Source organism: Luteibacter sp. PvP120 (assembly GCF_054055715.1).
Window position 1 is genome coordinate 187,181 of record NZ_JBSRXP010000004.1, and the last position, 25,737, is coordinate 212,917.

24 protein-coding genes are annotated in these 25,737 nt (G+C 66.6%); 10 read left to right on the forward strand and 14 right to left on the reverse strand.

The window, feature by feature from the left end:
• Positions 1-170: 170 nt before the first annotated feature.
• From ACVKN3_RS10230 to grxD, 5 genes are all read right to left on the reverse strand, one after another.
• A complete protein-coding gene (locus tag ACVKN3_RS10230) occupies positions 171-2,633 on the reverse strand; it encodes a TonB-dependent receptor (RefSeq protein ID WP_354515135.1) in 2,463 nt (820 codons plus the stop codon).
• A gap of 484 nt (positions 2,634-3,117) precedes the next feature.
• Positions 3,118-4,824 carry a lysophospholipid acyltransferase family protein gene (locus ACVKN3_RS10235; RefSeq protein ID WP_036140444.1) on the reverse strand — a complete coding sequence of 569 codons (1,707 nt, stop codon included), beginning with the start codon at positions 4,822-4,824 and terminating at the stop codon, positions 3,118-3,120.
• Positions 4,825-5,042: 218 nt separating this feature from the next.
• Positions 5,043-5,639: a YhgN family NAAT transporter gene (locus ACVKN3_RS10240; protein ID WP_285404591.1), complete on the reverse strand. Its 597-nt coding sequence runs from the start codon at positions 5,637-5,639 to the stop codon at positions 5,043-5,045.
• A 32-nt stretch (positions 5,640-5,671) separates the two neighbouring features.
• Positions 5,672-6,445 (reverse strand): SDR family NAD(P)-dependent oxidoreductase, encoded by a 774-nt coding sequence (locus ACVKN3_RS10245; protein ID WP_354515137.1) that lies wholly within the window; start codon positions 6,443-6,445, stop codon positions 5,672-5,674.
• Positions 6,442-6,765, reverse strand: coding sequence for a Grx4 family monothiol glutaredoxin (gene grxD, locus ACVKN3_RS10250; protein ID WP_354515139.1), 324 nt, complete (start codon positions 6,763-6,765; stop codon positions 6,442-6,444). The genes ACVKN3_RS10245 and grxD overlap by 4 nt, the downstream gene beginning before the upstream one ends.
• Positions 6,766-6,873: 108 nt before the next feature.
• Between grxD and ACVKN3_RS10255 the strand changes: the two genes are divergently transcribed.
• Positions 6,874-7,452 (forward strand): superoxide dismutase, encoded by a 579-nt coding sequence (locus tag ACVKN3_RS10255; RefSeq protein ID WP_354515141.1) that lies wholly within the window; start codon positions 6,874-6,876, stop codon positions 7,450-7,452.
• A 276-nt stretch (positions 7,453-7,728) separates the two neighbouring features.
• Here ACVKN3_RS10255 and ACVKN3_RS10260 read toward each other — a convergent pair whose 3' ends face one another.
• Together ACVKN3_RS10260 and purE are read right to left on the reverse strand one after the other, a co-directional pair.
• Positions 7,729-8,883, reverse strand: coding sequence for a 5-(carboxyamino)imidazole ribonucleotide synthase (locus ACVKN3_RS10260; RefSeq protein ID WP_354515143.1), 1,155 nt, complete (start codon positions 8,881-8,883; stop codon positions 7,729-7,731).
• Complete coding sequence (purE, locus tag ACVKN3_RS10265; RefSeq protein ID WP_285404551.1) at positions 8,880-9,395, reverse strand: 5-(carboxyamino)imidazole ribonucleotide mutase; 516 nt, start codon at positions 9,393-9,395, stop codon at positions 8,880-8,882. Before purE ends, ACVKN3_RS10260 begins: the two co-directional genes overlap by 4 nt.
• A gap of 72 nt (positions 9,396-9,467) precedes the next feature.
• Here purE and ACVKN3_RS10270 point away from each other — a divergent pair, with 72 nt between their 5' ends.
• The 3 genes from ACVKN3_RS10270 (at position 9,468) to nadC (ending at position 13,063) form a co-directional block, all read left to right on the forward strand.
• Complete coding sequence (locus ACVKN3_RS10270; RefSeq protein ID WP_285404550.1) at positions 9,468-9,758, forward strand: Trm112 family protein; 291 nt, start codon at positions 9,468-9,470, stop codon at positions 9,756-9,758.
• Positions 9,759-9,834: 76 nt separating this feature from the next.
• A complete protein-coding gene (locus tag ACVKN3_RS10275) occupies positions 9,835-12,108 on the forward strand; it encodes a DUF1631 domain-containing protein (protein WP_354515146.1) in 2,274 nt (757 codons plus the stop codon).
• 43 nt (positions 12,109-12,151) lie between these two features.
• Positions 12,152-13,063, forward strand: coding sequence for a carboxylating nicotinate-nucleotide diphosphorylase (gene nadC, locus ACVKN3_RS10280; protein ID WP_354515148.1), 912 nt, complete (start codon positions 12,152-12,154; stop codon positions 13,061-13,063).
• Here the strand turns inward: nadC and ACVKN3_RS10285 are convergent.
• The 6 genes from ACVKN3_RS10285 to petA all read right to left on the reverse strand — a co-directional run bounded on the left by ACVKN3_RS10285 (position 13,029) and on the right by petA (position 17,433).
• The gene (locus tag ACVKN3_RS10285; RefSeq protein WP_285404547.1) at positions 13,029-13,424 is read right to left on the reverse strand and encodes a DUF3301 domain-containing protein; all 396 of its coding nucleotides are present in this window, start codon (positions 13,422-13,424) and stop codon (positions 13,029-13,031) included. The two genes, nadC and ACVKN3_RS10285, sit on opposite strands and share 35 nt — an antisense overlap.
• 58 nt (positions 13,425-13,482) lie before the next feature.
• Positions 13,483-13,926, reverse strand: a complete 444-nt coding sequence (locus tag ACVKN3_RS10290) for a ClpXP protease specificity-enhancing factor (RefSeq protein WP_285404546.1) — start codon at positions 13,924-13,926, stop codon at positions 13,483-13,485.
• 124 nt (positions 13,927-14,050) lie between these two features.
• Complete coding sequence (locus ACVKN3_RS10295) at positions 14,051-14,695, reverse strand: glutathione S-transferase N-terminal domain-containing protein (protein ID WP_354515150.1); 645 nt, start codon at positions 14,693-14,695, stop codon at positions 14,051-14,053.
• Positions 14,696-14,787: 92 nt separating this feature from the next.
• Positions 14,788-15,552 carry a cytochrome c1 gene (locus ACVKN3_RS10300; RefSeq protein WP_285404543.1) on the reverse strand — a complete coding sequence of 255 codons (765 nt, stop codon included), beginning with the start codon at positions 15,550-15,552 and terminating at the stop codon, positions 14,788-14,790.
• On the reverse strand, positions 15,545-16,834 hold the full coding sequence (locus ACVKN3_RS10305; RefSeq protein ID WP_285404541.1) for a cytochrome b: 1,290 nt from the start codon (positions 16,832-16,834) through the stop codon (positions 15,545-15,547). The genes ACVKN3_RS10300 and ACVKN3_RS10305 overlap by 8 nt, the downstream gene beginning before the upstream one ends.
• Entirely contained in the window at positions 16,834-17,433 is a 600-nt protein-coding gene (petA, locus tag ACVKN3_RS10310; protein WP_036140421.1) for a ubiquinol-cytochrome c reductase iron-sulfur subunit, read from the reverse strand. The genes ACVKN3_RS10305 and petA overlap by 1 nt, the downstream gene beginning before the upstream one ends.
• Positions 17,434-17,684: 251 nt before the next feature.
• Here petA and ACVKN3_RS10315 point away from each other — a divergent pair, with 251 nt between their 5' ends.
• Positions 17,685-18,869 (forward strand): S1C family serine protease, encoded by a 1,185-nt coding sequence (locus ACVKN3_RS10315; protein ID WP_285404538.1) that lies wholly within the window; start codon positions 17,685-17,687, stop codon positions 18,867-18,869.
• A gap of 203 nt (positions 18,870-19,072) precedes the next feature.
• Here the strand turns inward: ACVKN3_RS10315 and ACVKN3_RS10320 are convergent, their stop codons facing one another.
• Positions 19,073-20,170, reverse strand: a complete 1,098-nt coding sequence (locus tag ACVKN3_RS10320; protein ID WP_456991696.1) for a lytic transglycosylase domain-containing protein — start codon at positions 20,168-20,170, stop codon at positions 19,073-19,075.
• 274 nt (positions 20,171-20,444) lie between these two features.
• Here ACVKN3_RS10320 and miaB point away from each other — a divergent pair, with 274 nt between their 5' ends.
• The 5 genes from miaB (at position 20,445) to ACVKN3_RS10345 (ending at position 25,673) form a co-directional block, all read left to right on the forward strand.
• Positions 20,445-21,794, forward strand: a complete 1,350-nt coding sequence (gene miaB, locus ACVKN3_RS10325) for a tRNA (N6-isopentenyl adenosine(37)-C2)-methylthiotransferase MiaB (protein WP_354515155.1) — start codon at positions 20,445-20,447, stop codon at positions 21,792-21,794.
• Positions 21,795-21,826: 32 nt separating this feature from the next.
• Entirely contained in the window at positions 21,827-22,810 is a 984-nt protein-coding gene (locus ACVKN3_RS10330; RefSeq protein ID WP_285404532.1) for a PhoH family protein, read from the forward strand.
• On the forward strand, positions 22,810-23,289 hold the full coding sequence (ybeY, locus tag ACVKN3_RS10335) for an rRNA maturation RNase YbeY (RefSeq protein WP_354515252.1): 480 nt from the start codon (positions 22,810-22,812) through the stop codon (positions 23,287-23,289). The genes ACVKN3_RS10330 and ybeY overlap by 1 nt, the downstream gene beginning before the upstream one ends.
• Before the next feature lie 253 nt (positions 23,290-23,542).
• The gene (locus tag ACVKN3_RS10340) at positions 23,543-24,394 is read left to right on the forward strand and encodes an HlyC/CorC family transporter (RefSeq protein WP_036140415.1); all 852 of its coding nucleotides are present in this window, start codon (positions 23,543-23,545) and stop codon (positions 24,392-24,394) included.
• A gap of 70 nt (positions 24,395-24,464) precedes the next feature.
• The gene (locus tag ACVKN3_RS10345; RefSeq protein ID WP_354515158.1) at positions 24,465-25,673 is read left to right on the forward strand and encodes a lipoprotein N-acyltransferase Lnb domain-containing protein; all 1,209 of its coding nucleotides are present in this window, start codon (positions 24,465-24,467) and stop codon (positions 25,671-25,673) included.
• Positions 25,674-25,737: the final 64 nt, after the last annotated feature.

A 25,737-nucleotide genomic window follows, 5' to 3' on the forward strand; every position in this document is an offset into this window, starting at 1 on the left:
CGCGATGTCGACCAGCGGCGCAGCGGGGCGCAAGCCCGTGTTGCCTATACCGCGCATACCTGCGCGGTCGACACAAAAAAAGGCCCCTCGCGAGGAGGGGCCTGAAGATCATGCGTATGGGCAGGGCCGATAGGGAGGGCCGGGCCTCCCCTACCGGCATCGTACGAGACTCAGAAGAACGAGGCCCCGAAGGTCACCATGAACGTCCGCTCCTCCAGCACCGAGTAGTAAGGCGCCGATGTGAACAGGGTCACCCCGTTGGCGTCCTTGATCTTGCCCGGGTTGCTCGCCAGGAAGGCCGAGGTGTTGTTCGCATTGGTCAGCGCCTTGCGATCGGTGAGGTTGAACACGTTGAACTTGATGTACGGCTTGCGGAAGGTCGACGAGAAGTCCGGGAAATCCCAGCCCGCATTGAGGTTAAGCGTGGTGTAGCCGCCGACGCGCTCCGTGTTCGACCAGTCGCCCCAGATGGAGCCCTGGTACTTGGCGTTCAGTCCGGCCCAGAACGGCCCGTTCTTGTAGCTGAGTTCCACATACCCCGAGTTGCGCGGTGCGTTGAGCAGGGTCTTGCCGCGGGTGTTGTAGATGCCGTCGCCGAGGGAATCGAGGTTGTCCTCCATACGCGACTGCAGGTAGGTGTAGTTGCCGTACACCGACCACTGCGGGTCGAAGCTGAAGCTACCCTCGGCACTCATGCCGCGGTTATGCACCTTGCCCAGCTGCGTATACACGCTCAGGCCGGTGGCCTCGTCGTAGCCGGAAACCTGCTTGTTGTTGAAATTGGCCGCGAAGGCATCGACGCTGAGCGACGCGCGCTCGCCGTAGTAGCGCCAGCCCAGGTCGGCACTGGTCGAGGTTTCGGGCTTGTTCGGCAGCGCGCCGGCCTGGGCCGTGCCGTAGCCGTAGAGGGCGTTGCTCAGCACCGCGCCGTTGATCGGGGCACGGAACGTCTTGCCGATCCCGAAGTAGATCTGGTTCTCGGCATCCAGCTGGTACTTCGCACCCGCCGTGGGCGTCCACTTGTGGTACGTGTCCACGGGTGAGGCACCGTAGCCGACGTTGGTCGGCGTCACCGTCACTTTGCCGGCCGCATTGATCGCGCCGGCGGAGTCCGGATATTCGGCGACATCGCCATCGCGCTTGGACCAGACATAGGCGACGCTGTCCGTAAGGGTGAGCTTGTCGGTCGGGTTCCAGTTGTCGGTGACGAATGCCTTGGCGTTGGTCGTCGTGGTGTACTGGCTGAAGGCCTTCTGCGACGTGCCGTCCGGATAGGTGATGCGCGAGCCCTTGGCGGCCCACGTATCGATGGGCACGCCGGTGGCGTAATCCACGGGCACGAACGCCTGACCCTGCTGCTGGCGCGGGCGCTCGGCCCACACCCCGTATTCCAGGCTGTTGCTGTCGCTCAGGTCCTGGTTGAACTTGGCGATGATGCCGGGCCGGTAGGTCGTCGAGTAGCTGTACGAGTTGACCAGTTGGGTGCCGCCGATCTTGCCGTCGCCGTTGAGGTCGTACGCCACGGTTCTGTAGTAGTTGCCGTTGGCCTTCGCATTCTCGGTGAAGGTGCTGCCCGAGCCGCCACCGCCGTAGCCGTACTGGAAATACGGCACCACCGACAGGCGCAGGTTGTCGGACAGCGTGAACTCGCCGTCCATGCTGGCCAGGTAGTTGCGGAACGGGTTCTGGTGCAGCGCGTAGTAGTTGCTGCTGGTGCTGCCGGGCGTGTATGTGCCCAGGTAGCTCTGGTCGTATTGCTGGGCCGCCTGGGCCTTGGTCAGCGACTCGTAGTTCGTCTTGATCAGGCGGTTGTACTGCACCGAGAACGCGACCGAATTCTTGTCGTCGATCTGCCAGACGGTTTTCTCGTCGACCTTGGTGACCTTGGCCTTGCCGCGGCCGCGCCACAGGTTGGTTTCGTTGTTGGAATAGGAAATCCACGAGCGCACCGGGCCGGTGTCACCGGTGTTCAAGCGAAAGAACGTGCGGTGATAACTGTTGCCGCCGCCGGACTGGCTGACGTCCAGACCGGCGGTGTGCGACGGATCGACCGTGACCCACGCGATGGAACCGCCCGCGGCGCCGGAGATCGGCGTGCCGTTTTCGGGGAACCCGGGCTGCACGGTCACGTCACCCATGTTCTCGCTGTCACCGTATTCGGTCGCGTAGATCTTGTAGTTGCCGCTGTCGTTGATCGGGGCGCCATTCACCGTCACGCCGATCTCGTCGAGGCTGAAGCCGCGGATCGAGGCGTTGCCGTCGTTGAGGCCCGTGTAGTCGTCGGTCGACGCCGTGACGCCGGGGATCGAGTCGATCGCCTGGGTGAAATTGATGCCGGGCGCGGCGCGGATGATGGCCTCGCGCGACACGGTGGACACGGCCTTGGGCGCGTCCTGGACGGACATCAGGCCCGCGCCGAGCGACAGCGAATCCGCCTTCACCTGCACCGATTCCATCTGCTGGGTAGCGCGGCGGGTGGCGTTGTCGTTCGTGGTATTCGAGGTGCTGGCGGCGGCACTGCGGACGCGCTGCGCCTCGGCGGCCTGCGTGCCCTGGCTATCCTGCGCCGACGCGACACTGGCAGCCGCGAAAAGGGTCAGGGCGATGGCGCCCGAAAGGGAATTGCGGATCATGGAGGGTTTCCTGAAACACTGGGTTGAGGTCATGCCAAAGCCGTCCATGGCCGGCCTCTTTCGAGGCAGCTATTTATTCTTTTGAATCGGCTTTTAATACCCTTTCCGTAATTGATATCGATTATCTACAAACCGATATTTATTACGCTCTACGCAAGAAAAAACGTTATCTCCGGACACGGCGAATGACCCGCGAATGCAGGTGGGTCAACACGTTGGGAAACAGATGACCTGTTTTCTCAGCTACAGCGGAACACGGCTGGCGGACCAGCAGACAAGGGTCAACCTTATCTCCGCTTTATGACAGTTTAACGATGAGCACTGGGGTTTGAAAGGCTGGAAATCCATTCCCGAAATCGCCACCGGCTCGATACAGGCCCCACGCCATGCCGAGAAGCACGGGCACGCGAGCGATACCTGCTGGCGTGTCCATTTACTGGGGTGACATCGGGAATCCGCACAAGGGCAGATTCCCGTGGCGTCGTCAGCCCTTGCCCAGGTAACGCGAACGCTTGGACGGCTTCAGCGCGGCCAGGTCGAGTAGCACCAGGCCATCCACGCAGCCGGAGAAATCCGGGTCTTCGCCGAAGGCCAGGAACTGCACGCCGGTCGGCTCCACCAGGTCCACGTACTGCCGGTAGAGCACCGGCAGCGTCACGCCGAGCGCGTCGAGGCGATGCTTCAGCCGGCCGAGGCCACTGGCGGCATCCAGCCCTTCCAGTTCGGCACGTACCGATGCGATGGTGGCATCCGGGATGACGAACGGCTGACGTGCCGCCGCAAGCCCCTGCACACCGAAGAAATGCTGGTGCGCCGCCGCGATCCATTCGCGCGCTTCGCGCGGCATGCTGACGGACATGCTGACCGGGCCGAACAGGTAACGCACATCCGCGTTGCGCTGCAGGTAGAGGCCGATGCCCTGCCAGAGCTGGTCGAGTGCGCGGGAACGCCAGTAGGCGGGGGTAATGAAGCTGCGACCGAGTTCCAACCCCTGGGCCAGTCGCGACTCGAGCGCCGGCGAATAGTCGAACAGGCTGGACGTGTAAAGGGACGCCATGCCGCGTGCGGCGATCAGCCGGCCGCCATGACCGAAACGATAGGCGCCCACGATGCGCAGGGCCTTGGCGTCCCACAGCACGAGGTGCTCGTAATGAGGATCGTAGGCATCGAGGTCTCGGCGCTTGCCGGTGCCCTCGCCCACGCGACGGAAAGTCAGTTCGCGCAGCCGGCCGATCTCGCGCATCGCATAGCTGTCCTGCGAGCCTTGCAGCAGCACGATGCGCTTGCCGTCCGGCAGCGAGGCCAGCAACTCGGCCTGGTCAAGCTCCGCGGAAACACGCTCCACGGGTTCGGGGTGCGCAAGCGGCGTCTGGCCACCGAACACCAGGTCGCGACCGCGGCCCACACGGTAGACATGGCGGCGCATCAGGCGCGCGGCCTGCTCCGCGGAACCACCGCTGACCTGTTTCAGCTCGTCGGCGTCCACCAGCTTGCCGATGCGGAAACCGACGCGCTGGCGGCCGGAGGTGGCCTCGCGCGGTAGCATGGCGGTGCTGAGCGGCTTGGCCAGCATCGACAGGCCGTAGAAGGCGACCGAGTTGCGCGCGGCGATGTGCACGGGCAGCACCGGCACGCCGGCTTTCATGGCGATGCGGGCGAAACCGTCGGACCACTTGCCGTCGCGCACGCCCGACGGCCCCACGCGGGACACTTCACCTGCGGGGAACATGACCAGCACTTCGCCGGCCTGGATGGCGCGGAAGATGTTGCGCATGCGCGAGGCAGCACCCTTGCCGAACACGTCCACAGGCAGCAGCAACGGCCCCAGCTGGGGCACGGCGGCCAGCACGTCGTTGCCCAGGATGCGGACATCCCGGCGCACCGTGCCGATCATCTGCAGCAGGGCGATCGCGTCCACCATGCCCAAGGGGTGATTGGCCACGACGATGAGCGGCCCTTCGACCGGAATGTTCTCGCGCTCGCGCTCGGTGATCCGGCAGCTGACGCCCAGGTAATCCAGGGTGCGCTCGCAGAAATCGAAGCCCAGCGCCGTTCCGGCGTGATCCAGCGTCTGGTTGAAGCGGGTCTCGTGGGCCAGCTTTTCCAGCATGCCGACCAGCGGCTTGCGGATCAGCGGGTGCTGCGCCAGCCAGGGCAGGCGCTCCATCAGTGTCTGATCGATGCTGAGCATGGTTCAGGCTCCCCTTGACGTCGAACGGTTCAAACCGAACGGGGCCGGTACGGAGTCGTGGTTTCTCATAAGCCTTCGAACATCCTCAAGTGCCCCTCGCCGGGCATCGGACACATGCACCGGACGGACGGTGTCCGCCCGGTGCATGCTCGCCGTCAATTATGACAGCAACCCTACCGTTGCGTACGTTCCTGCGGGCGGAGACCCGAAAGACTGGGTCAGACCGCGATATGGAGGTAGGCCGAGAGCCCGGTGAGGAACATCTGCACCGACAGGGCGATCAGCAGCATGCCCATCAGGCGCTCCAGTGCGGTCAGGACGCTCTCACCCAGCCATTTGAACAGGAAGGTGGAGCTGAGCAGGATCACCGAGGTGGCCAGCCAGGCCAGGAACAGGGCAATCCCCCATTCGGCGGTACGGCCCGGCTGGGAGTTGGTCAGCAGGAGCAGCGCGGCCATGGCCGACGGGCCCGCCACGCCGGGAATGGCCATGGGCACGATGAAGGGTTCGCCCTCCCCCGGCTTGCCGAATACGCCGCCCTCGACGGGCGGAAACACCATGCGAATGCCGATCAGGAACAGCACGATGCCGCCGGCGATGCTCACCGACTCCTGGCGCAGCTGCAGCACCTTGAGGATGTACTGGCCGCCCAGCAGGAACCCGACCAGCACGCCCAGGGCGATCAGCAGCTCGCGAATCATGACCTTGCGCCGCCGCTGCGGCGGCACGTCCTTGAGCAAGGCCAGGAACAGCGGGATGTTGCCCAGCGGGTCCATGATGAGGAACAGCAGGATGCCTGCCGACAACGTCGTCATCTGCGCTTCCATGGATAACTCCTATACGACGTTCAAGGGGCGGGACGGAGGTCGAGCACGCTGCCGCGCGCGGCAGACCCCGCGTCCGAAAGCAGGTAGATGATGGCCTCGGCCGTTGCCACGGGCAGCGGCCGTTCCAGCGTGTTCTCGCCGTAATACGCCGCGCGGCGCAGGGCCGTGCGCATCGGCGCCGGCAGCAGCGCGTGCACACGCAGGGGGCCGCGGCCGTTTTCGGCGTGCAGCACGGTGGCAAGGCGCTCCAGGGCCGCCTTGGATACCCCGTAACCGCCCCAGTGCGCACGCGACAGCAGGTCGGGATCGTCCAGGACGAACACTACCGCGCTGTCCGCGGCCTTGCCCATCAAGGGCATGCAGGCCTGGGTCAGCGCGAACGGTGCCGACACGTTGACCTGCATGGCGCGCAGCCAGTCATCCGGCTTGTGCATGGCCAGCGGCGTCAACTCGTTGAAGTGCGCCGCGGCGTGCACGATGCCGTCGAGGCGACCGAATTCCTTTTCGATGCCCTCGGCCAGCGCCGCGTAGTCGTTCGGAGTGGCGCTTTCCAGGTCCAGCGGATGGATCACCGGCTGGGCACCGCCCAGCGCCACCAGTTCGTCGTAGCATTTTTCCAGGGCGCGCACCTTGCGCCCGGTGATGACCACCGTGGCGCCGGCTCGCACCGCCGCCTTCGCCGTCTCGCCGCCCAGGCCGCCCGTGACCCCGGTGACCACCACTACCCGCCCGTCGAGCAGGCCGGGGGTGGGGGTCCAGGAGGCTGGCAGGCGCGCCGACGGCAGGGAGCTCACGAATTGGCCTCCGCCACATCGGCGGCCATGCGCTTCAGCTCACCGGCCGAGTGCAGGTCTTCGACGATGTCGCAGCCACCGATGAACTCACCCAGCAGGAACAGCTGGGGAAAGGTGGGCCAGTTGGAATAATGCGGCAGGCCCGCCCGGACGCGGGGATCGGCCAGGACGTTGACGGTGAAGAACGTGGCCCCCGCCGCTGCCAGCGCCCTGACCGCACGATCGGAGAATCCGCAGGTGGGGTATTCCGGCGTGCCTTTCATGAAAAGCACGATCGGATGGGCCGCCACGATGGCCTTGATCTCGTCTACGACGTCCATAGGTCGGGTTTCATCATTAGAATGCGATTAGTTGCGTAGTGTAACAGCGTGGGCCGCCGCGCCCCCTGTTGACGCCCTTCCCCCCAGCCACCGCTAAGGAGCTCCCTCATGGCGTTCGAACTTCCCCCGCTTCCCTACGAAAAGAATGCACTCGAGCCGCACATCTCCGCCGAAACGCTGGAGTTTCACTACGGCAAGCACCACCAGACCTACGTGACCAACCTGAATAACCTGGTCAAGGGCACGGAGTTCGAGGACAAGAGCCTGGAGGAGATCGTCAAGTCGTCCTCGGGCGGGATCTTCAACAACGCCGCCCAGATCTGGAACCACACCTTCTACTGGCACTCCATGCGTGCCCCGGGCGGCGCCGAGCCGCCGGCCAAGCTCGCCGACGCGCTGACCAAGGCCTTCGGTGGCGTGGACAAGTTCAAGGAAGAATTCGCCAAGCAGGCCGCCGCCAACTTCGGCTCCGGCTGGACCTGGCTGGTGCAGCGCCCGGATGGCTCGCTCGCCATCGTCAACACGTCCAACGCCGCCACGCCGATCACCGGCAGCGACAAGCCGCTGTTCACCGCGGACGTGTGGGAACACGCCTATTACATCGATTACCGCAACGCCCGCCCGAAGTACCTGGAAGCCTTCTGGAACTTGGTCAACTGGGATTTTGCGGCGAAGAACCTCGCCTGAGGTTTGTCGGTGCGTTGCAGCGCGTAACCGCGCGTTGTGACGCACCGAGATCGCGCACATCGTGCGCTCCTACAACCGCCTGTAGGAGCGCACGATGTGCGCGATATCGGGCCCGTGTAGGAACGCACGATGTGCGCCACATCGGGCTCGTGTAGGAGCGCACGATGTGCGCGACATGTGTTGAGGCCAAACGCCAGGCCTGGCGCGCCAGGTTGCAGATTGCCGCGAAAAGATGTCGCGCGCATCGCGCGCTCCTACGTGGGTAGCGGAGTGGCGTCAGCCCAGCAGCTCGACAGCCGGCGCCACCTGGTCATCGCGACCCAGTACCGCACCCACCTCGGCAAGCTTCGCTCGCAGGCTGCCGGCATCGGCGGCACAGATCGTCGCGTGGCCGACCTTGCGGCCATCGCGCGCGTCCTTTCCGTAATCGTGCCAGTGGCCGTCGGCCACCGATAACACCGGCGCCGGGTCCGGCAGGTCGCCGATCCAGTTGAGCATGGCGCTGGCGCCACGGACGCCCGTGTCGCCCAGGGCCAGGCCCAGCACGGCGCGGATGTGGTTCTCGAACTGGCTGGTGTGTGCGCCCTCGATGGTCCAGTGACCGGAGTTGTGCACGCGCGGGGCCATTTCGTTGCCGAGCAGGTCGCCGCCGCGGACGAACAGCTCCAGCGCGAACACACCCACGTAATCCAGTTTTTCCGCGATGGTGCGCGCATGGGCGATGGCGGCACGCTCCATGTCGTCGGACGTGCCCGGCGCGGGGGCGAGGCTGAGCGACAGCACGCCGTCGACATGCCAGTTGCGCGTCAGCGGCCACGCACGAAAGGCACCGTCGCGGCCTCGCACGGCCACCACCGACAACTCCCGGTCGAACGGCACGAAGGCTTCCAGGATCAGCCCGTGCTGGCCGGCGGCATCGCCGAGCGCGGCCCACGCCGCGTCGATATCGCCGTCCGACTTCAGTCGGAACTGCCCCTTGCCGTCGTAGCCGAGCCGACGCGTCTTCAGGATGGCCGGCGTGCCGATCCGGGCGATGGCGCGAACCAGGTCGTCGCGCGTGTCCACGGTCTCGAAGTCGGGGGTATCCAGACCCGCTTCGCGGAACAGGGTTTTCTCGCTGAGGCGATCCTGCGCCACGGCCAGGGCCCGCGGGTTCGGGAACACATCGACCTGCCCGGCCAGGCGCTCGGCGACGGCGGCGGGCACGTTCTCGAAATCGAAGGTGATCACGTCCACCCGTGCGGCAAACGCGGCCAGCGCGGCGTCGTCGGACCAGTCGGCCACCACCAGCTCGGCCACCTGGCCGGCGCAGGCGTCGGGCGACGCGTCCACCACGAGGGTGCGAATGCCCAGCGGTGCCGCGGCCAGGGCCAGCATGCGCGCCAGCTGGCCGCCGCCGAGGATGCCTACGGTGGGGAGCGTGCGGCTCACGTGCGCGGGTCCGGATGGTCGAGGACGTTGCGGGTCTGCTCGGCGCGGAAGGCATCCAGCGCGCTGGCCACGGCGGAATCGTGCAGGGCGAGCACGGAGGCGGCCAGCAAGGCGGCGTTGGTCGCACCGGCCCGGCCGATTGCCAGCGTGCCCACGGGGATGCCCGCAGGCATCTGCGCAATGGAAAGCAGGGAATCCATGCCGTTCAGGGCCTTGGACTGCACGGGCACACCGAACACCGGCAGGGCCGTCTTCGCCGCGATCATGCCCGGCAGGTGGGCCGCGCCACCGGCGCCGGCGATGATCACCTGGATACCGCGGCCACGCGCGCCCTCGGCATAGCCGAACAGGAGATCGGGCGTGCGGTGGGCCGAAACCACCTGCACCTCGTGGACGACACCCAGGCGGGTCAGTGTGGCGGAGGCATGCTCCATCGTTTCCCAGTCCGATCGCGAGCCCATCACCACGCCCACGCGCGGCGCGCCCGCTCCGTTACCTTCGTTGGAAATCATGGCCCGGCCACCCAAAAGTCGCTATTGTAAGTGCATTCCCGATCTACAGGTTGGCCGGCACGGCCGCTCTCCATGGACAAGCGTCTTCTCGACATCCTCTGCTGCCCGGTCAGCAAGCGCCCCCTGCGCCCCCTGACGGCGGCCGAGCGCGACACCCTCAACAGCGCCATCCGCGCGGGCTCCGTCGACACGGTAGCCGGCGAGAAAGTCACCGATATCCTGACCGAAGGCCTGATTACCACCGACGGCCAGTTGGTCTATCGGGTCGAGGACGGCATCCCCGTGATGCTGCCGGAAGCCGGCATCGGCACGCTGCAACTGGCCGGCTTTACGCCGGAGAGCGGGCTCGCGCAGAATCCGTGACCCAAGTCACACTTTAAAGCATTCGATCCCGCACAATGGCCCCTCAGGCGGGGGCCGGTGAATCCAGAGATGCGCGATGAATAACGCGAACGAGCCGTCGAACGTCGTCGATCTAAGCCATCGGCTGGACCCTCGTATCGAAAGTGTGGGTGCGCTCCTGGTCACGGTACGCGGGCTGGCGACCAAGCGGCTGCACGCGCTGGCCACCAACATGTTCGAGAACATCGACGACGCCCTGTTCGACCTCGCCGAGAAGGCCGAGAACAACGCCGCGCAAACCCAGTTCTTCGACGGCATGCGCGAGGTGCGCAAGAAGCGCGCGATCGTCGAACGCAGTTTCCTGGGCCAGGTGGCCCGCGACCTGGCCGACTTCTCCGCCGGCCGCACGCGCGCGCCCGAGTCCGACGCGCACGCCCGCCCCCTGGCGAACATCGAACTCAGCCTTGTCGGCGAGAACGAGCTGGAAGAATCGCTGGCGATCACCAGCATGATCGGCAAGAACGAGCAACGCCTCGCGCGTGCCCTCTTCGCGGTGAACCAGCGCCTCTCCGTGATCTGCGGCGGCGCCCGCATGGACGACGCCTCCAACCCCGTCGGCCCCGCCTTGCTGGCCGGAGCCTTCCGCCAGGCCATGCGCGAGCTGGTGGTGGAGGTTCGGGTCAAGCTGATCATCTACAAGCTGTTCGACCGCTACGTGCTCGCCGGCATCGACGAGCTCTACGACGACATCAACAACGAACTGGCTGCGGCCGGCGTGCTTCCGCAGTTGCGCCACGAGATCGCCACGCGCCGCAGCGACGCGCCCGCCCCTACCGGCCCGGCGTCATCGGCCATGACAACGGCGCAGGCGACGGCCCCGGTGACCGACGCGGCCGCCGCGGAGTTCATGCAGTCGTTGCACGCCATGTTCTCCGCCCGTCGCGGCGCGATCTCCGCCCTGACCGGCACGGCTACCGGCGGTAGCCAGGCCCTGCCGATCGGCCCCCTGCCCAGCGCGGCGGAAATGCTCGGTGCGCTGACCCTGCTGCAAAGCCAGATCGCCAGCCTGCCCAGTCAGGCCGCACCGCTGGCGACACAGGCTGACGTCACCCGCGACGTGGCCCAGCTGAAGGAACAGTTGCTCGTCCAGATCGGCCAGCTGCGCGGGCAACAAACCGCGCACGTGTCGGGTGTGGACGAGGACACGATCGACCTGGTGGGCATGTTGTTCGAGTTCATCCTCGAAGACCGCAACCTGCCCGCCGAGATGCAGGTGATGCTGGCGCGCCTGCAGATCCCCTACCTGAAGGTCGCCCTGCTCGACCGGCGCCTGTTCGCGCACAAGTCCCACCCGGCGCGCCAGCTGCTGGATGCCATGGCCGATGCGGCCAAGGGCTGGTCGGCCGAGTCCGATCGCGACGGCCGCCTGTTCGACAAGACCCGGACCATCGTCGAGCGGCTGCTGCGCGACTTCGACGACGACGTGGACCTCTTCAACCGTCTCGCGACGGAATTGCAGGATTTTCTCGACATCAGCCGCAAGCGTGCGGAGCTGGCCGAGCAGCGCGTGGCCGAATCCACCCGCGGCCGCGAAAAACTGGAGCACGCCCGTCGGCGCGCCGCGCAGGAAATCGTCGGCCGGGTCGGCGGCGCCGCGTTACCGCCGCTGATCCACGGTGTACTGACCCGGGCCTGGGCCAACTACATCGTGCTCACCCTGCTGCGCCAGGGCGAGGAATCGCCCGAATTCCGCGAATCGCTGCGCTTCGTCGACGACTTCATCGCCAGCGCCCGTCCGGTCTACGACCTCAACGGGCGACGCGACCTGCGTGCGCTGCTGCCCTCGGTGGAGCAGACACTGCGCCGCGGGCTGGCGGCCGTGGCGTTCCAGGATGCCGACACCGAACAATTGCTGGCGCAGTTGCACGCGTTCTACCGGCAGCAGCTGGGCGAATCCGTAGCGGAGACCGGATCGGGCACGCTCATCGCCAGCGTGACGCCGCTGCCCGATGCGATCCAGGCGATCGACGAACCGATCGTCGAGCCGGTGCCCGAGGACGAATCCCTGCCGGACGAGGCCTTCGACGAGCGCAACCTCGCCCAGGCCCGCGAGCTGAAGGTCGGCCAGTGGATGGAATTCACCAGCGAGGACGGCAGCACCGACCGCGCCAAGCTCTCGTGGATCAGCCCCATCAGCGGTCGCTACCTGTTCGTGAACCGTCGCGGCCTCAAGGTGGCCGACCACAGTCTTGCCGGCCTGGCCCAGGGCTTTGCCAACGGCACGGCGCGGCTGCTCGATTCCGCGCTGCTGTTCGACCGCGCCATGGACGCCATCGTGGAACGCCTGCGCACACCGGATCCGGGTGCCTGAGGTTTGCTAAGGTAGCGCCCTCTTCCCTGGGCGCATCCCCACGATGACTTCCAACGAGTCGCAATCCCTGGCCGACGCGCTGCCGCCGGCCGTCGAGATACAAGCCGATGTCGATCGCGCCCTGAGCGAGGACATCGGCCCGGGCGACGCCACCGCCGACCTGCTCGATGCAGCCGCCACCGCCACCGCCGTGCTTACCTGTCGCGAAGATGCCGTACTGTGCGGCACGGCCTGGTTCGACGCGGCGTTCCGCACGCTGGACCCGAACGTGGACATCGCGTGGTCGCTCCACGATGGCGACCGCATCGCCGCCGGCAGCGCCATCTGCCGTCTCGCCGGCAAGGCGCGCGCGCTGGTCACCGCCGAACGTACCGCGCTCAACTTCCTGCAGCTGCTGTCGTCCACCGCCACCGTTACCGCACGCTATGCCGATGCGCTGGCGGGCACACGCACGCGCATCCTCGACACGCGCAAGACCCTGCCGGGCCTGCGCCGCGCGCAGAAATACGCCGTGCGCTGCGGCGGCGGCACCAACCATCGCATCGGCCTGTTCGATGCCATGATGCTCAAGGAAAACCACATCATCGCCGCGGGCGGCATTCGTCCGGCCGTGGAGGCGGCGCGGCGCATCCATCCGGCCCTGCCGTTGATCGTGGAAGTGGAGACGATGGCCGAACTGGCCGAGGCGATCGACGCCGGGGCGGACCGCGCGTTGCTCGACAACTTCACCCCGGCGATGCTGGCCGAAGCCGTCACCTATACCGACGGCAGGATGTCGCTCGAAGTGTCGGGCAACGTGGAACTGGCCACGCTCCGCGACATCGCCGAAACGGGCGTGGATTTCATTTCCAGCGGCGCGCTGACCAAGCATGTACGCGCCATCGATCTTTCCCTGCGGCTCGACGTGCAGCCGGGGGTGCTCAGTGGAGCCGGCGCCGGTCGGCCAGCGAAATGACGTTGCTGCCGTGGACCAGGGGATCGATGGCCACCACGGTTTCCAGCTCCGGCGCGTCGGCCCCCGGCAGGGAGTAACTGGCGATATCGTGGCCCGCCATCCACAGGCGTGCCGACTGGCGGGACTGGCCATCCAGGCTCACTTCGAAGCCGTAGCAGCGCTCGAGCCGACGCACGCCGTCCACACCCTGGAGGCGCATGGCGCGCAGGCCGACCGACTGATCCAGCAACTGGAGGCCGTAACGCTTGCACAGCCCCGCCGCCGCGCGTGCGGCAACTTCCCGCGCACGCGTCAGCCTGTACCAGCTCGCGATACCGCCGGCGAGGACAAGAAGCCAGAAAAGGTCACTGAAGGATGCCATGCTGCCAGTGTGTGGCCGATCCGGAACGTCCACAAGCCCCCGAAGGGGCGGCGGAGGCCTACTTGACGACGCGAAGGTGCGGTGCGCCGCGCTTCGGGCGGTCGTCATCACCGCCGGCCGAGGGCGGCGGGGGCTCGCTGTTTTCCACCACTTCCATCGGACCGGACGAGGGCGACGGTTCGGAACCGTCGTTTTCGTCGGCCGGGAACATCATGCCCTGCCCGTTTTCCTGCGCGTACAGCGCCAGCACGGCCGGCACGGGGATCACGATCTGCTGGCTGACACCCGAGAAACGGGCCTGGAAGCCGATCTTGTCGTTGCCCAGGTCGAGATTGGCCACGGCGCGCATGGCCAGGTTGAGCACCACCTGGCCGTTCTTCACCACATGGGCGGGCACCTTGACCCCGGGCTGGGCGGCGTCCACCAGCACGTAGGGGGTCAGGCCGTTGTCGCTGATCCAGTCGTAGATGGCGCGGAGCAGGTACGGGCGATTGGAAGTCATGCCCGCGCTTTCGTTCGTATCCATGGATGCTGTCCTCGTCGTTCCCGCCGGTAGGTCGGGGATCACCAAAGCCCCGGCTGGGCAAGGTCGAAAGGACAGTTTAAGGGATAGGCGGCATCCGACGCTAACCGGGGCTGAAATTGAAATCCGGGCGCATGTCTCGCTCCTCGGGGGTGAGGCTGCGGGCAAAGCCCTGGCTGTGAAACAGGCGCTCGCCGTAATCGACGATGGCTTTGCCGTCCCGGCCCAGGTCCACGCCCAGGTGCGGCAGCCGCCAGACCACCGGGGCCACCAGGCAGTCGATCAGGCTCATCTCCGGATTGAGGAAGAAACGCGACGCCCGGAACAGCGGCTCGGACAACAACAGCTGCTCGCGCAGGCGCTTGCGGGCACCGGCAGCCTCCTTGCCGCCCTCTGCAATCGCCTCGATCTCAGGCAGCCAGTCGTTTTCGACGCGCCAGGTGGCCAGGCGCAGGCGCGCCCGTGACAGCGGATCGATGGGCATCAACGGCGGATGCGGATAACGCTCGTCAAGGTATTCGACGACCACCAGGGGGTCGTAGAGACAAAGGTCGCGATCGACCAGGGTCGGCAGGGTGCCGTAGGGATTGAGGTCGAGCAGGTCGGCCGTCGGCCGATCCGGCTTGAGAACGATCCTGTCATAGGCCACCCCTTTCGCCGCCAGCACGAGGCGCGTCCGGTGGCAGTGAATGTCGTCGGCGCTGGTGTAAAGCGTCAGCGCCGCACGCGAACGAGCACTCTGGACCATGCGTCGATCTCCCTGTTTACGGTGTTCGGAACTCTAACCCCACCCGTCCCCGAAACGAAACGGGCGGCCGTGGGCCGCCCGCGGGACATCGGTCAGTGCTCGTCGTGTTGTTCGTGCACGTCCTTCCAGTACTCCTGCTTCACGAGGTAGAGCAGGAAGGTCAGGCCGGCCAGGAACAGGATGACCCACACGCCCACCGACTGACGCTCGAGAGCGGCCGGCTCGGCCGTGTACTCGAGGAAGGTGGTGATGTCGCGCGTGGCCGCCTTGAACTCCTCGGGCGTCATCCGCCCCGGGCGCTGCAGCTCGAGCTTCTCCACCGTGGCTTCCTGGCCCGGCTTGGCCTCGCCGTGCACGGCCACCTGCAGGCCCTGCAGTTCCCACAGGGGATTGGGCATGGAGGCGTTGGGGAACACCGTGTTGTTCCAGCCGACCGGCCGTGTGGGGTCGAGGTAGAACGAGTTCAGGTAATTGAAGATGAAATCCACGCCCTTGGCCCGCGCCTCGAGCGACAGGTCGGGTGGATCCTTGCCGAACCAGGCCTTGGCCCCGTCGACCGGCATGTGCGAGATCACCGGCTCGCCGAACTTGGCACCCGTGAAGTTGAGGTTGGTCATCACCTCGTCTTCGGACAGACCCAGGTCGGAAGCCAGGCGCGAGTAGCGCACGTACTTCAGCGAGTGGCAGCCGACGCAGTAGTTGAAGAACAGCTTGGCGCCGCGCTGCAGCGCCGCCTGGTCGTTGACGTTGGTACCGGCGGACGGAAGCCCCTCGCCACCTTCGGCGGCCATGGCGGGCAACGCGGCGACGAACAGGCCCAGCGCGAGGGCGGCGGAAGAAAGATAGCGCTTAATCATGCGTCGTCACCCGTTCCGGAACCGGCTTGGTCTTCTCGAAACCGAAGCGCGTGTAGACCCATACGAATACGAAGAAGCCGAAATAGCCCAGTGTCATCAGGCGACCGAAGGCGTTCTCCCATGTGGTGACGTCCGCATGCGGGAACCATTCGGGGATCAGCTCGGCGGTGACGCCGGCGCCCACCGCGCCAAGCGACAGGAAGGACACCACCAGCACGCCGAGGGCGATGCGGTAGCCCATGCCACGGTACCGCACCGAACGCACGGCGCCCTGGTCCAGCCACGGCAGCAGCGCCAGCAGCAGGATGGAGCCGAACATGCCGATGACACCCCAGATCGCCGTGCCGAAGAACGACGGGATCATGCGCAGGATCGCGTAGAAAGGAGTGAAGTACCACGACGGCTTGATGTGGCTCGGCGTCACCAGGTTGTTGGCCGGGGTGAAGTTGTCGTGCTCCAGGAACCAGCCGCCGAAGGTGGGCGCGAAGAAAATGATGAACGCGGCGATGGTCAGGAAGAAGCCGACGCCCACCAGGTCCTTCACCGTGTAGTACGGATGGAACGGAATGGCGTCGATCGGCTTGGTCGCATCCCAGCGGTTGCCCTTGGGGCCGTGCTTGACGTCGACGCCATCGGGGTTGTTGGAACCCACTTCGTGCAGGGCGGCCAGGTGCAGCACCACCAGCAGCAACAGCACCAGCGGCAGCGCGATGACGTGCAGCGCGAAGAAGCGGTTCAGCGTGGCGTCGGCAGGCAGGAAGTCGCCCATGATCCACTCCACCAGCGACGAGCCGATGTAGGGGATGGTGCCGAACAGCGAGATGATGACCTTCGCACCCCAGAACGACATGTTGCCCCACGGCAGCACGTAGCCCATGAACGCCTCGGCCATCAGCACGAGGAAGATCAGCATGCCCAGGATCCAGACCAGCTCGCGCGGACGCTTGAACGAGCCGTACATGATGCCGCGGAACATGTGCAGGAACACCACCACGAAGAACAGCGAGGCGCCCGTGGAGTGCATGTAGCGGATCAGCCAGCCCCACTCCACGTCGCGCATGATGTACTCGACCGAGTTGAACGCTTCCAGCGCACTCGTCTTGTAGTTCATGGTCAGGAAGATGCCGGTCACGATCTGGTTGACCAGGACCAGCAGGGCGAGCGAACCGAAGTAGTACCAGAGGTTGAAATTCTTCGGCGCGTAGTACTCGGTCATGTGCTTGCGGAACGTCGGCGCCAGGTTAGGCGCGCGTTCGTTGACCCAATCGAAGATGCTGGCCATCAGCCTTTCCCCTCCGGATCGACACCGATCTGGATGTGCGAGTCATCCAGGAAGTGGTACTGCGGCACGGCCAGGTTCTTCGGCGCGGGCACGCCGGCGAAGACGCGCCCGGACAGGTCGTAGCGCGACTTGTGGCAGGGGCAGTAGAAACCGCCCTTCCAGTTGGCGTCGAACGGCTCGGGCTTGATGTCGGGCACGAAGTCCGGCACGCAGCCCAGGTGGGTGCACAGGCCGATGACGACCAGCCACTCGGGCTTGATCGAGCGGTTCTCGTTGGTGGCGTACTTCGGTTGCTGGCCTGCGTCCGAGGACTGCGGATCCAGCAGGCGGGGCTCGAGGCCCTTCAGCTGGGCCAGCTGGTCCTTGGTCCGGTTGACCACGAAGACCGGCAGGCTGCGCCAGGCGAACGTGACCTTCTGGCCCGCCTCGATGGTACTGATGTCGACCGTGACAGGCGCTCCCGCTGCCTTTGCCCTTGCGCTCGGTTCCCACGACTTGATGAAGGGCACGACCGCCGTGACCACTCCGACACCGCCCACGACCGCGGTCGTGGTGGTGAGGAAGCGACGGCGCCCGTGATCGACGACTTCGTTCGCCATCAGGCTCTCCGGAACTTATGCCATTGAGAATGCGGACCCCTATCGCCGGTTCGTTCGGAAATCGGCTTCCGCTATATCAAGTCAGTGTAACGGCAGGCACCACCCACGTACAATAAACTGAACCACCCCCTGTGCTCCATGACGGGTGGGACGGTCACGAATCCGCCAGGAAGCGGAAAATCCGGCACCACCGGCTGCCCGGATTCCCCCGGGCAAGGCGACGCGACGACGACAGGACCCCTCGTTAATCCATGAACCACGCCGCACGCACGCTCGCCTTCGTTGCCCGCTTCGTCGTGCTCGGCCTGGCCGTCGCCTTCGTGGTGGGCCTGTTCTGGCCGGGCAGCGGCGCTTTCCTGCGCCAGCGCTTCACCCCTCCGGCCACCCAGCCGGCCACTGCCAGCGCCGACACCGAGGCCCCAGCCGCCGGCGCGCCCGCCTCCTACGCGGATGCCGTGGCCAAGGCCGCGCCGGCCGTGGTCAACATCTACGCCAACAAGATGGTGACCGAGCAGCCGCGCGAGCTGTATTCGGACCCGGTGCTGCAGCGTATCTTCAGCGTGCCCACCGGCCCGGCCCGTACCCGCCGCCAGCAGAACCTGGGCTCGGGCGTGATCGTTCGCGAAGACGGCTACGTCCTGACCAACAACCACGTGATCGCCAACGCCGACGACATCCAGCTGCTGCTCTACGACGGCCGCGTCGCCAAGGCCCGCGTGGTGGGCTCGGACGACGAGACCGACCTGGCCGTGCTCAAGGTGGATGCGGGCAACCTCCCCGCCATCCACATGACCGACGCCGAAAGCCGGCCCCGGGTCGGCGACGTGGTGCTGGCCATCGGCAACCCCTTCGGCATCGGCCAGACCGTGACCATGGGCATCGTCAGCGCCATCGGGCGCCAGCTCAACCTGTCCAGCCTGGAGAACTTCATCCAGACGGACGCCGCGATCAACTTCGGCAACTCCGGCGGGGCACTGGTCAACGCGCATGGCGAACTGGTCGGCATCAACACCTCGCTGATCGGCCAGGCCGTGGGCGCCGAGGGCATCGGCTTCGCCATTCCCGTGCAAAGCGCCCGCGAGGTGCTGGACCAGATCATCCAGACGGGCCACGTGGTGCGCGGCTGGATCGGCGCGGATTACGGCGCGGTGCCCATCTCCGCCGACAGCGGCCTGCCCTCCGCGGCCCGGGGCGTGGTGGTCAACGACGTATCGCCCGGCGGGCCCGCGGCGCTGGCCGGTATCCAGCAGCGCGACGTGCTGCTGCGTATCGGGGACGAGGACATCCTCGATCCGTCCGATTTGCGGCGGCACGAGGCCTCGTTGAAGCCGGGCGTGGCGGTGAAGGTGTCCGGGCTGCGTAATGGGGCGGCGTTCGCGACCACGGTAACGCCCACGCAGCGGCCGCCTACGGCGCCTATGCAGGCGTTGAGGTAGGCGCAGGCGTTTAGGTGAGGCGGTTCGCGCACGCGCGTGCGCTCCTACGACGCGCCGGGAGCCGGGTGTAGGAGACGCGCCGTGGGCAGGAACGCGCGGGGTAGGAGCGCACGATGTGCGCGAAATCGTCTAAACGACAACCATCCCGCCCACGCGCCAGCCCCCAGGTCATCGCGAAAAGATGTCGCGCGCATCGCGCGCTCCTACAGCGCGGCGTGGGGCTTCAGGAGGTCGTTGTAGCGTTTGCGGAGGACGCCGACGCGTTCGACGTAGACCTGGGTTTCGTCGTAGGGGGGCACGCCGTTGTACTTCTGCACGGCGCCGGGGCCGGCGTTGTAGGCTGCGGCGGCGAGGCGTTCGTTGCCGTTGAAGGTGCGCAGCAGCAGGGCCAGGTAGCGGGCGCCGCCACGGATGTTCTGGCTGGCGTCGAACGCGTCCATGACACCCATGTCCCGCGCCGTGCCGGGGATCAGCTGCATCAGGCCCTGGGCGCCGGCCACCGACAGGGCCCGCGGGTTGAACGCGCTTTCGGCATGGATGACGGCACGCAGCAGGGCCTCGTCCACGCTGAACTCGCTGCTGGCCGCACGGATCGCGTCACCATAGGCGGCCACGTTGAGGGCGACGCGGTTCCAGTCGACCTTCGAATGGACGTCGCAGGCAGCGCAAGTGGCGATATAGGTAAAGAGCATCTTGACGGTGCCGCCCTTACCGCCGCCACCGCCCTGCGGGATGTTGGTGTACTCCACCCCGCCGTCCGCACGCGTGATGCGATAGACCGCCCCGCGTAGTACACGGGAACCCTTCGGCGTCTCGGGCGCGACGGCGGCCGTCAGGTCAGAACTGGCCGATTCTTTGTAGTCCCATTGCCCCTTCGGCACCGCGGGGGACGGCGTCGCCGCCGTCACGGCAGGCAGGACCAGCGGCTCCTGGGCATTACCTTCCATTCCGCCGACCACGCCCCCCGTGATGCCGGCCAGCAAGGGGCCGGCTACGGTGGGGGCCAGGGCCACGGACCCGATCACCCCCTTGAGCGAGGGCGGCCCGGCGACCGGCTCGAAGACGGCGGTCGGGGCAGAAGACGACTGGCCGTTGTTGGAACGGGTCTGGCCGGACGGCGACGCGGGCAACCGTGCCTGGGCGGCGGGAGCGACTGTCGCGATCGAGCGGGCCGGACGCGAGGGCCCGGTGCTGCCGATGCGCTTGCAGTCCTTGTAGCCGGCCGTGGTACCCGAAAACACCGTCTCGCCCGTGGAACCGGTGCAGCGATACAGCGAGCCCGCAGCGGCCGGGCCGGCCATCAGGCCCATCAAAAGGAGCGCGCACGTACCCGCGGCCCTGCGCAGGGCCGTGCCGGAAGGATGAAAACGGCGGGCGCGATGGCCGGCGCTTTCCCCTGGCGTCGCGTCGTGAACCATGGGCGCGAGTGTGCCCGAGCCCCCTTTTCCTGCCAAGGGCTCGAGGCCGACGATCGTCACGCAAGTCATTGATCCGCTGCGGGCAACTGGCACGCACCCCGGCGGGGGCGTAAACTGCGCGGTTCGGCAACTCCCACGAATCACGGTACCCCGGCGCATGAGCGGCAAGCTTTTCATCAAGACCCACGGCTGCCAGATGAACGAGTACGACTCGGCCAAGATGGCCGACGTGCTGCTCGCCTCCCATGGCCTGGAGCTGACCCAGAACGAGGACGACGCGGACGTCATCCTGGTCAACACCTGCTCCATCCGCGAAAAAGCCCAGGAAAAGGTCTTCAGCCAGCTCGGCCGCTGGAAGGCCCACAAGGCCAACGGCAAGCCGGTGCTGATCGGCGTGGGCGGTTGCGTCGCCTCGCAGGAGGGCGATGCCATCCTCAAGCGCGCCCCGCATGTGGACCTGGTGTTCGGTCCGCAGACGTTGCACCGCCTGCCGCAGATGATCGAAGCCCAGCGCGCCACCGGCAAGTCGCAGGTGGACATCAGCTTCCCGGAGATCGAGAAGTTCGACCGCATGCCGGAGCCACGCGCCGAAGGCCCCACCGCCTTCGTCTCGATCATGGAAGGCTGCTCGAAATACTGCTCCTACTGCGTGGTGCCCTACACCCGTGGCGAGGAAATCAGCCGCCCGTTCGACGACGTGATCGTCGAGGTGGCGCAGCTCGCCGAACAGGGCGTGCGCGAGGTCAACCTGCTGGGCCAGAACGTCAACGCCTATCGCGGTCCGATGCACGACGGCGACGTGGCCGACCTCTCGGTGCTGATCCACGCCATCGCGCAGATCGACGGCATCGGCCGCATCCGTTTCACCACCTCGCATCCGCTGGAGTTCTCGGACTCGCTGATCGAGGCCTACGCCAACGTGCCGCAGCTGGCCAACTACCTGCACCTGCCCGTGCAGGCGGGCTCGGATCGCATTCTGGCGGCGATGAAGCGCGGCTACACCGCGCTGGAATTCAAGCAGCGCATCCGCAAGCTGCGCGCCGTGCGCCCGGACATCTGCGTCTCGTCGGATTTCATCGTCGGTTTCCCCGGCGAGACCGACGACGACTTCGAAAAGACCATGAAGCTGATCGACGACATCGGTTTCGACCAGAGCTTCTCGTTCGTGTTCTCCTCGCGGCCCGGCACGCCGGCCGCCAGCCTGGCCGACGACACGCCGGCCGAGGTGAAGCAGGCCCGGCTCGCCCGCCTGCAGGCGGCCATCAACGAGAACGCGCGCCGGATCAACGAGGCCATGGTCGGCAGTGTGCAGCGCGTGCTGGTGGAAAAACCCAGCCGCCGCAACCCCAACGAGATGAGTGGCCGCACCGAAAACATGCGGTACGTGAATTTCCCCGGCCACGCTCGCATGATCGGCCAGTTCGTCGACGTCACGATCACCGAAGCCATGAGCAACTCGCTGCGTGGCCGCGTGCGCCTGGACGACGAGGTCGCGCTGGCGTCGTGAGCCCTCGCCCCTAACGTGACGCACCGGACCCCATGAATCCAGGCCTGACCCAACGCGATTTCGCCCTCGATCCCGAGGACAACACCCGCCTCGCCAACCTGTGCGGACCGCTGGACGAACATGTCCGGCAGATCGAACTGCGCCTTGGCGTGGAAGTGGACCACCGTGGCGCCATTTTCCGTGTCATCGGCGACGAAGCTTCGGCGCGCGCCGGCGAGCAAGTGATCCGCGCGCTGTATGCGGCCACCGAGACGGAGATCCTCAACGGCCAGGCCATCCACCTGCGCCTGGCGGAATCGGGCATCGACGCGCTCAACGACCAGGCTGCCGAATCCGCACAGGAAGTGGTGATCAAGGTGAAGCGCGGCGTGATCAAGGGCCGCGGCGCCAACCAGGCCCGCTACCTGCACGCCATCACCACCCACGACATCAACTTCGGCGTGGGCCCGGCCGGCACCGGCAAGACCTACCTCGCGGTGGCCAGCGCCATCGAGGCGCTGGAAGCCAACCGCGTGCAGCGCGTGCTGCTGGTGCGCCCCGCGGTGGAAGCCGGTGAGAAACTGGGTTTCCTGCCCGGCGACCTCAGCCAGAAGATCGACCCCTACCTGCGGCCGCTGTACGACGCGCTGTACGAGATGGTCGGCTTCGAGAAGGTCGGCAAGCTGATCGAGCGCAACGTCATCGAGATCGCCCCGCTGGCCTACATGCGCGGCCGCACGCTCAACGATTCGTACGTCATCCTCGACGAGGCACAGAACACCACCGTCGAACAGATGAAGATGTTCCTGACCCGCATCGGCTTCGGCTCGGTGGCGGTCATCACCGGCGACGTCTCGCAGGTGGACCTGCCCCGCCACATCCGCTCGGGCCTGCGCCACGCGATCGAGGTGCTGCGCGGCGTGGACGGCATCAGCTTCACCTTCTTCACCTCGCGCGACGTGGTCCGCCACCCGCTGGTGGCCAAGATCGTGCGCGCCTACGAGGCCTTCGAGGACAAGCAGGAACCGCCGCGTTGATTCCCGTGGACGTCGCGGTCGGCTACGCCGCCGCTTCACGCAAGGGCGTGCCCGCCTCCGCCAGCTTCCGCCGCTGGGTGGAGGCCGCGCTTAAGGGCGCCCGCCGCCGCAAGGCCGCCGAGGTGTCGATCCGTATCGTTGATGCCGAGGAAGGCCAGGCGCTGAACCTGCAATACCGCGGCCGCGACTACGCGACCAACGTGCTCTCCTTCCCCGTGGAACTGCCCCCCGGCGTGAACCTGCCCCTGATCGGCGACCTGGTCATCTGCGCCCCTGTGGTCGCACGCGAGGCCGCCGAGCAGGGCAAGAAGCCCGCCGATCACTGGGCCCACCTCACGGTGCACGGCATCCTGCACCTGCTGGGCTACGACCACATCGACGACGGCGAAGCCGACGCGATGGAGGCCCTGGAAACGCGCATCCTGGCGGGGTTGGGCATTGCCAACCCCTATGAGACCCTGCCCGCCGAAACCCTCTGACCAACCTACCTCGTAGGAGCGCACGATGTGCGCGATCCGGAACGCCCGATGCTGACGTGTCGGGGCCGGATGGCTGATGTGGCGACTTGCGAGGGGGGAGGGAGGAATGGGGAGCATGCCGCTTCATCGCTTTGTTGGCTTTTCGCGCACATCGTGCGCTCCTACGCGCCCCCAGGCGACCGTAGCCCTGAACCGTCATGAGAATTCCGCTAGACTGGCCGTTCCGCCCTTCCGGGCAGAAACGCAAAGAGTGATGAACGAGGACCCTGGCAGTACCCATGGCCCGACCCACCGATCGTGGTGGGACCGTCTGGGCCATATGTTTTCCGGCGAGCCACGCAACCGCGACGAACTGATCGAGGAACTGCGGACCGCCCAGGCCAACGGCCTGCTCTCCAACGACACCCTGACCATGGTCGAGGGTGCCATCAAGGTGACCGAGCTCAGCGTCGACGATGTCATGGTGCCCCGCGCCCAGATCGTCAGCCTGCCGGCCGATGCCTCCCTCCCCGAGATCCTGTCCGCCGTCGTCGAATCCGGCCACTCGCGCTTTCCGGTGCATGGTGAGGACAAGGACGAAGTGCTGGGCATCCTGCTGGCGAAGGACCTGCTGAAGTACTACGGCCAGAGCGAAGGGGGCGACGTGCGTGCCCTGCTCCGCCCCGCCGTGCTCATTCCCGAGTCCATGCGCCTGAACGTGCTGCTGGCGGAGTTCCGCCTCACACGCAACCACATGGCGCTGGTGGTGGACGAATACGGCGGCGTGGCCGGCCTGATCACCATCGAAGACGTGCTGGAACAGATCGTCGGCGAGATCGACGACGAGCACGACGACGAGGAAGATCCGGTACTGGTGCAGGCGCTGGAAGACGGCGGTTTCGCCGTGAGCGCGCTGACTCCCATCGCCGATTTCAACGAGATCGCGGGCGCCCATTTCTCCGACGAGGAATTCGACACCGTCGGCGGCATGATCACCTCGGAGTTCGGTCACCTGCCGGCCGCCGGGGAAGAGATCGCCGTGGGCGACTTCCTGTTCCGTGTCACCGAAGCGGACGACCGCCGCGTCCAGCAGTTCCACGTCGCACGCGCCAACCGCGCAGCCTGACGTCTGCCGCCGGCCTCCGGGCCGGCGGTTCCTGACAGCCATGCCTGCGGGCAAGGATTCCAGCCCGACCATGCGCCACGCCCTGATCCTCCTGCTCGCCCTGTGCTTCGCTCCCCTGTCCCGCGCCGGCATCGTCGATGCGCCGGCCTCGGACCTGGACATCTCGCTGATGACCTACGGCCCCGGCGACATCTACTGGGAGCGCTTCGGCCACGATGCGCTGGAGGTACGCGACCGGGTGAGCGGCGAGGCCATTGCCTTCAACTATGGCGTATTCGACTTCGACCAGAAGGGCTTCATCCTCAATTTCGCGCGCGGCATCATGGCCTACCGCATGGATGCCGAAACCACGCAGTCGGACGTGGACTTCTACGCAGGTGAGGGGCGCTACGTGCGTCGCCAGCACCTCAGCCTGGACGATGCGCAGAAGGACGACCTGCGTCGCTTCATGCTCTGGAACGTCCGGCCCGAAAACGCCGGCTACCACTACGACTACTACGCGGACAACTGCACCACGCGAGTGCGCGATGCGCTGGACGCGGCCCTGGGTGGCGCACTCGGTCGCCAGCTGGGCGCCCGCGAAGGCGGCATGACGTATCGCGAACAGACTGCCCGGTTGATGAGCAACCAGGCCTGGCTGATGCTGGGCATGGACCTGGGCCTGGGACCCTACGCCGACCAGCCGATGACGGCCTGGAAGGAAGCCTTCCTGCCGATGGTGCTGGAAGACGAGCTGCGCCATGTACGGATCGGCGAAGGCGACGACGCCCGGCCGCTGGTGGATGGCGAGACCACCCTCGCGGAAGCCCGCCTCGTGCCGCCGCCGGAGCAGGCACCCGACCTGCGCTGGCCGCTGCTCCTGGCCGGCCTGCTGCTGGCGATCCCGCTCGCCCTGCCCGCCTTCAGCCGGCATCGCGTGGCACGCGGTGTCTTCGTTGCCGCGGGCACGCTTTTCACGGTGTTCGCCGGCCTCGCCGGGCTGTTCATGCTGGGCCTGTGGACCCTGACCCTGCATCGCTCGGCGTGGGGCAACTTCAATCTGCTGGCGTACCAGCCACTGGCCTTCCTGCTGATTCCCGGCATCTGGCGCCTGCGCCGTGCCGGCCGCCCCATGGGACGCTTCGCGCCACGCATCGCGGCGATCTCGTTCGCGGCCGCGGTGATCGGGATACTGCTGCACCTGTGGCCCGACTTTCCCCAGCGCAACATGCCCTGGCTGCTGTTCGCGCTGCCGTGCTGGACCGCAGTGTTCGTGACGTTCTGCCGCCGACACGACTGATCCGCACGTTCTTGCGGGATCGCGCGATGGGCCCCGCGTAACATTGCCCCGTCACACATGGCCC

Coding starts and splice junctions, on each gene's coding strand:
- ACVKN3_RS10230 (WP_354515135.1), bottom strand. CDS start 2,633: ATGATCCGCAATTCCCTTTCGGGCGCCATCGCCCTGACCCTTTTCGCG.
- ACVKN3_RS10315 (WP_285404538.1), top strand. CDS start 17,685: ATGAACCACGCCGCACGCACGCTCGCCTTCGTTGCCCGCTTCGTCGTG.
- ACVKN3_RS10275 (WP_354515146.1), top strand. CDS start 9,835: ATGAATAACGCGAACGAGCCGTCGAACGTCGTCGATCTAAGCCATCGG.
- ACVKN3_RS10340 (WP_036140415.1), top strand. CDS start 23,543: ATGAACGAGGACCCTGGCAGTACCCATGGCCCGACCCACCGATCGTGG.
- ACVKN3_RS10300 (WP_285404543.1), bottom strand. CDS start 15,552: ATGATTAAGCGCTATCTTTCTTCCGCCGCCCTCGCGCTGGGCCTGTTC.
- grxD (WP_354515139.1), bottom strand. CDS start 6,765: ATGGACGTCGTAGACGAGATCAAGGCCATCGTGGCGGCCCATCCGATC.
- nadC (WP_354515148.1), top strand. CDS start 12,152: ATGACTTCCAACGAGTCGCAATCCCTGGCCGACGCGCTGCCGCCGGCC.
- petA (WP_036140421.1), bottom strand. CDS start 17,433: ATGGCGAACGAAGTCGTCGATCACGGGCGCCGTCGCTTCCTCACCACC.
- purE (WP_285404551.1), bottom strand. CDS start 9,395: ATGATTTCCAACGAAGGTAACGGAGCGGGCGCGCCGCGCGTGGGCGTG.
- ACVKN3_RS10305 (WP_285404541.1), bottom strand. CDS start 16,834: ATGGCCAGCATCTTCGATTGGGTCAACGAACGCGCGCCTAACCTGGCG.
- ACVKN3_RS10255 (WP_354515141.1), top strand. CDS start 6,874: ATGGCGTTCGAACTTCCCCCGCTTCCCTACGAAAAGAATGCACTCGAG.
- ACVKN3_RS10320 (WP_456991696.1), bottom strand. CDS start 20,170: ATGGCCGGCCCGGCCGCTGCGGGCTCGCTGTATCGCTGCACCGGTTCC.
- ACVKN3_RS10270 (WP_285404550.1), top strand. CDS start 9,468: ATGGACAAGCGTCTTCTCGACATCCTCTGCTGCCCGGTCAGCAAGCGC.
- ACVKN3_RS10285 (WP_285404547.1), bottom strand. CDS start 13,424: ATGGCATCCTTCAGTGACCTTTTCTGGCTTCTTGTCCTCGCCGGCGGT.
- ACVKN3_RS10330 (WP_285404532.1), top strand. CDS start 21,827: ATGAATCCAGGCCTGACCCAACGCGATTTCGCCCTCGATCCCGAGGAC.
- ACVKN3_RS10345 (WP_354515158.1), top strand. CDS start 24,465: ATGCGCCACGCCCTGATCCTCCTGCTCGCCCTGTGCTTCGCTCCCCTG.
- ACVKN3_RS10235 (WP_036140444.1), bottom strand. CDS start 4,824: ATGCTCAGCATCGATCAGACACTGATGGAGCGCCTGCCCTGGCTGGCG.
- ACVKN3_RS10295 (WP_354515150.1), bottom strand. CDS start 14,695: ATGGTCCAGAGTGCTCGTTCGCGTGCGGCGCTGACGCTTTACACCAGC.
- ACVKN3_RS10240 (WP_285404591.1), bottom strand. CDS start 5,639: ATGACGACGTTGTCGGCAGGCATCCTGCTGTTCCTCATCATGGACCCG.
- miaB (WP_354515155.1), top strand. CDS start 20,445: ATGAGCGGCAAGCTTTTCATCAAGACCCACGGCTGCCAGATGAACGAG.
- ACVKN3_RS10290 (WP_285404546.1), bottom strand. CDS start 13,926: ATGACTTCCAATCGCCCGTACCTGCTCCGCGCCATCTACGACTGGATC.